Source organism: Flavobacterium sp., assembly GCF_049318185.1.
Taxonomy (GTDB): domain Bacteria; phylum Bacteroidota; class Bacteroidia; order Flavobacteriales; family Flavobacteriaceae; genus Flavobacterium.
Map to the genome: position 1 here is coordinate 1 of NZ_JBMOGV010000163.1, position 3,684 is coordinate 3,684.

The following is a 3,684-nucleotide window of genomic DNA, read 5'->3' on the forward strand; positions in this document are numbered from 1 at the left end:
CCGACTGCTTATTTGCGGGCACACTTATTTTTTCTTGTGCCTGTGCTATTGACAGACAAGCGGTGAGCAGGAGGAGGATATATTTTTTCATGGTAGAATAAATGTACTCAAATTATCTGTTTCCATCATTGGGAACCTGCAATTTGGAAGCGGAATTTTATCTGTTTTCTCAAAATATAAACCTTATCAGTTTGTGTGGTTTCGGTTCCTGTAAAGGCCAAAAAAAGCGCAAAAAACGAGAGGGGTAGAGCCATTTTCATTCATAATTAGAAAAAAACAGAATGCAGATATGCTTTTTATTCAAAGTTATTTATATTTATAAAAAAACTATTTGACTTGAAGCATTAAAAATGTACCTCCCGCATTGTTTTACCATGCAATCATTTTGTAAAACCATTGCATAATCTTTTATGAGAACAAAATAATTGTTTTTTATGAAAAAAAATCTCGTCTCTTTTATTTGTATATTTTTTTTATTCGAGACTATAAATGCTCAATGTCCTTGTAAAATTGTTGAAATTGATTTCAATGGCAGAAGTAACAAAGGTGGATTTTGTGAAAGTAAACTTTCTATTCCTAAAAAAATAAAAATCGGAGATTTCTATCAAGTAAAAATAAAGAACATAAATCAAAATCTTTTCTTAATCAATATTAATAATACAGATACTATTTTAAGCACAAAGAGCAAAACGCCAACTTTTGAAGACTTAAATTTGAGTTTGCCAAAACTTGAAGATAAATCGTCAGTGATGAGTATGCCAGAACAGGTAGCTCCCATGCGAAAAGATTCTTTATCTGAAATACTTTCGAATAATGATGTAGCGATAATTGATTTTAATACATCAGTTTCAAAAATTGTTGATGATATAGATCAATTAAAATTAATAACGTTAGGCTATATACGCTATTAATTACTGGTGGTCAGGACGCCGGTCCTTGGGGGCCTAATTTTGAAAGCTATGTTTTAGATTTGCAAAGGGCATCAAATGATTTAAAAGAAGTTAATATTAAAGTCGCTGAATGTTTTAAAAAATATTTACAGGACACGAAGGCTTATCAGAGTTTTATATCCGACAATGAGAACTACAAAAAAGCGGATGAAGCAGTAAAAGCGAACTTTGTAGAATTACAAAAAAACATAGGGTCTCTAAAGGAGTCTATTTCTGCAGACAAGGCTTTTGATTATTTATTTACATTGGTTACAATAAGTAATAATAGTAAGGGCGACTATTATTCATTGCCTCTTCAGTTTTCGGGGGAACAAACAAGGCTGATGGTTTCAATAACACCAAGAGATACGAAATACAACTTACAAAGTTATTCAACGCAAATAATATTCCCTTTAGTACCCAAAAGGTATAATGTAACGGGTATTTCTTATTATTATAGTGGGCTTACTGATGAAGAATATTCAATCGAAAAGCCAACCGATACCAGTTATCGCTATAGTTTCCAGTCTGGAACAGAAGGCGAGGGAGGTTTATCTGCTTCGTATCGAGCCGGAATAAAAATGTTCCCTAAATATAAATGGTTCGGAGCTCACATTAGTCTTGGTGCAGGCTTGACTCTTTCAAAAAAGATACGGCCTAGAATATTATTAGGAGGAGGGTTTTCATTTGGGAACAAGCATATGTTAGCAGTTGATTACGGATTTATTTTTGGATATGTAGACAGAAAAAATTCGACCCTAGACTTCACAAAGACCTATTCTGAAAAGCAACGCCCAGAGCCGATAATTGTCTCTCAACTTGAAAGAAGTTGTTATCTATCGGTAGGGTATTTATTTAGCTTTTAGGGTACTTATACTCAATGATATATGAGCTACATCGTTCTTTTCGAAATTACACGAAAGTGATAATTTTGAATTTTTCTCTAGCAGAAATAGGGCAATGAAAATGTACTGTGAGTTTTTCCTAACTTCCCAGTATGTATCTGCGCCCATTGCTGGTTTTTGTTTTATTCCCTTTGTTGCTTAGCGCACAATCGATTCCCCTTCAAACCATTCGGGGAAGCGTGGTAGATAAGTCAGTAAAAAATCCCTTACCGGGAGCCAATATTGAACTCGTAAGCAAACTGACTGCATCGGCGGTGGCAGATGCTACTGGTAACTTTGTGTTGGAGAAAGTGCCTGTTGGCAGACATACACTTCGGATTACCTATATCGGATATAAGCCGATTGTATTGCAAAATATACTGATTGAATCGGGCAAGCAGCTGGTACTTTCTATTGAAATGGAGGAGGAAGTGAGTACCGGTAAGGAAGTGGTGGTACAAAGCAAAGCCAACCGACAAAAGCCCCTCAACGAGATGGCAGTAGTGAGTACCCGCATGATGAGTATGCAAGAAACGAGAAGATATGCGGCTGGCTTAAACGACCCATCCCGCATAGCCACTGCTTTTGCCGGCGTAGTTTCACAGGGAGATGCGAATAACCTGATCATTCGCGGGAATGCGCCCAATGGATTGCTCTGGCGGATGGAAGGAATTGACATCCCCAATCCCAACCATTTTGCCAAAGTGGGCACTTCGGGTGGCGGCATTTCTATATTGAGTGCGCAGCTGTTGGCAAACTCCGATTTTATGATCAGTGCTTTTCCGGCCGAATATGGCAATGCTTTATCAGGGGTTTTCGATATTAAATTACGCAAAGGAAATAATTCCCGCCGTGAGCATACTTTTTCTGTCAGTACTATCGGTATAGATGCTGCTACCGAAGGCTATTTTAAAAAAGGATATGGCGGCTCGTATCTGGTGAATTACCGATATGGATTCTTAACCCTGATGCAACAACTCGGATTAAAAATAGGAGATGCGTCCACTCGGTTTCGGGACTTGTCGTTTCATATACACTTGCCCACTAAAAAACTGGGCAGTTTTTCTATTTTCGGATTCGGCGGTAACAGTGAACAAAAAACGGAAGCATCCGCCGACTCTATTATGTGGACCAATAATCCCTCTAACAGAATGGGTCGGTTAGATGCAGCAAAAACAGGGATGATAGGCATCTCCCATAGTATTTCGCTGGGCAAGAAAACATTTTTAAAAACGATGTATAGTGTAAATGGCTATACCTATCGGGAAGAAAACAATCGGCTGGATAAATTCAATGGGCCATTAATATATACCCGAAACAATGCTTTTACGGAAAGCAATGGCATCTGGTCGCTGGTGCTCACGCACAAATTCAACAGCAGGCATTTGTTGAAAGTAGGAGCGTATACCAGTGCGAAAAATTTTGATTTGACTCAGCGAGAAACGGTTAGTAATATTTTGCGTGATAAAGTAAAATCAACCGGAGATACCAGACTTACTAATTATTTTATTCAGTGGAAATGGAGCCCCTCTAATCGGCTCAGCTTTTTAGTAGGCATGCATGCGCAGCAATTTGCGCTGAATAAAACGTCGGTGGTGGAGCCGCGCTTGGGTATCAAATGGATTACCGGCAACAATCAGTTTCTTTCTGCCGGCGTGGGCTTTCATTCGCAAATTCAGCCATTGGGTAATTATTTTGCACGCATAAAAATTGGCGCCGATTCGGTGCAGCCTAACAAGGGCCTGGAATTTAGCCGGGCAGCCCATTATGTACTGGGCTACTCCATAGCTCCGGCTCCAAACTGGAATGTGAAGGCAGAAGTGTATTATCAATGGTTGTTTTCTATTCCGATTTCGGCATTGGTAAAAAAC

Annotated in this window: 3 protein-coding genes; all 3 read left to right on the top strand. The window is 38.7% G+C overall.

From position 1 onward, the window contains the following. Positions 1 to 434 precede the first annotated feature (434 nt). Positions 435 to 911 (top strand): hypothetical protein, encoded by a 477-nt coding sequence (locus ACOYLT_RS10825; protein ID WP_422853861.1) that lies wholly within the window; start codon positions 435 to 437, stop codon positions 909 to 911. Between the two features lie 59 nt (positions 912 to 970). Further along, positions 971 to 1,795: a hypothetical protein gene (locus tag ACOYLT_RS10830; RefSeq protein WP_422853862.1), complete on the top strand. Its 825-nt coding sequence runs from the start codon at positions 971 to 973 to the stop codon at positions 1,793 to 1,795. Positions 1,796 to 1,926: 131 nt separating this feature from the next. After that, positions 1,927 to 3,684, top strand: a 1,758-nt coding sequence (locus tag ACOYLT_RS10835) for a TonB-dependent receptor (RefSeq protein ID WP_422853863.1), incomplete at its 3' end; no start/stop codon positions are given.